Here is a 1,048-nt window from a genome sequence, read left to right as displayed (position 1 = left end):
GGTTTTATAGCTCCCCGGTCTCAGAACCTGTGTCAGGGCCCCCACGCACTTTCAAGGTCCTTTGGAAAGCGTGAAGAGGACCGGGGCGACGCCCCGGTCCTTCCAGGTTCTACAATTTTCGGGTGCTAGTGACCCCAGATGCCCTGGCCCGGGTCCTTGCTGGGAGCAATCGGCTTGCGCACGGTCTCCTGCACGCCGGCATCGTTGCCCGTCTTCCTGATCGAGGAGGTGTGCATGCTCTCGGAAGAAGTTGCGGGTTGCTGGACCGAGTTTGATCCGTAGTGATCGCTTCCGGCGACGGCGTTTCCTGCTGCAACAAGAAGGATTGCGGCAGCAAGAGATGTGTTCTTCATTTTGGTAACTCCATGGTTAATTTTGGATCGTATTCACAATAGCAATATAAATGCTGCGTCATTGCGGAACGATCAGACGATGTGGCTGCTTGATCCATACGAAAGCATGGGCTGTGAAGGCCTAAGGTCAGGGGCAATGTCGTTCGCGGTGGGAGTCTTGCCGTTACGCCGGGGCGGCAGTGGTGTTTGGAGGCAGCAGCTCCATGGATTTGTACTGGTCACGAACTCCTGCGCTGCCGGCGATCCGCGTGCGGAATACCCAGGTCACCTGATCGCAGCGATGACCCACCCTGCACCTTGGCATCGTATGACCGACCATTCCGCACAATAGGTCGGCGCCCCGGATCGGCGCATCCTTCTCCACATTGGTCAAACGGAAGGCCGACAAAGGAGAAAGCAAATGCGAAATGTCACTGGAATCCTGGCGCTGGCCGCCGCGCTTGCCGTCGCGGGTGGCGCAACGGCGCAGGCGGCCGGAGCGAAGCCCAAGCCGACGATCGTGCTGGTGCACGGGGCCTTCGCCGAATCGTCGAGTTGGGACGCGGTCATAACCAAACTCGGCAGGGACGGCTATATGGCAAAGGCGGCAGCCAATCCCCTCCGCAGCGTCGCCAGCGATGCCGCGGCGGTCTCGGCCATCATCCGGTCGGTTCCCGGACCGATCGTGCTGGTGGGGCATTCCTACGGCGGACCCG

The 1,048-nt window shown here is 60.4% G+C and carries 2 protein-coding genes; one reads left to right on the top strand and one right to left on the bottom strand.

Annotated features, from left to right (window positions below; all coding sequences use genetic code 11):
* Positions 1-125: 125 nt before the first annotated feature.
* Entirely contained in the window at positions 126-353 is a 228-nt protein-coding gene (locus tag EOA22_RS34865; RefSeq protein WP_013896614.1) for a DUF680 domain-containing protein, read from the bottom strand.
* Positions 354-771: 418 nt separating this feature from the next.
* Between EOA22_RS34865 and EOA22_RS34860 the strand changes: the two genes are divergently transcribed.
* The coding region (locus EOA22_RS34860) for an alpha/beta hydrolase (protein WP_245478778.1) at positions 772-1,048 on the top strand (277 nt) is incomplete at its 3' end.

The organism is Mesorhizobium sp. M7A.F.Ca.US.014.04.1.1 (genome assembly GCF_003998745.1).
GTDB lineage: Bacteria > Pseudomonadota > Alphaproteobacteria > Rhizobiales > Rhizobiaceae > Mesorhizobium > Mesorhizobium ciceri.
Note: the sequence above shows the minus strand (reverse complement) of the source record. Positions and strands in the feature narration are given on the sequence as shown.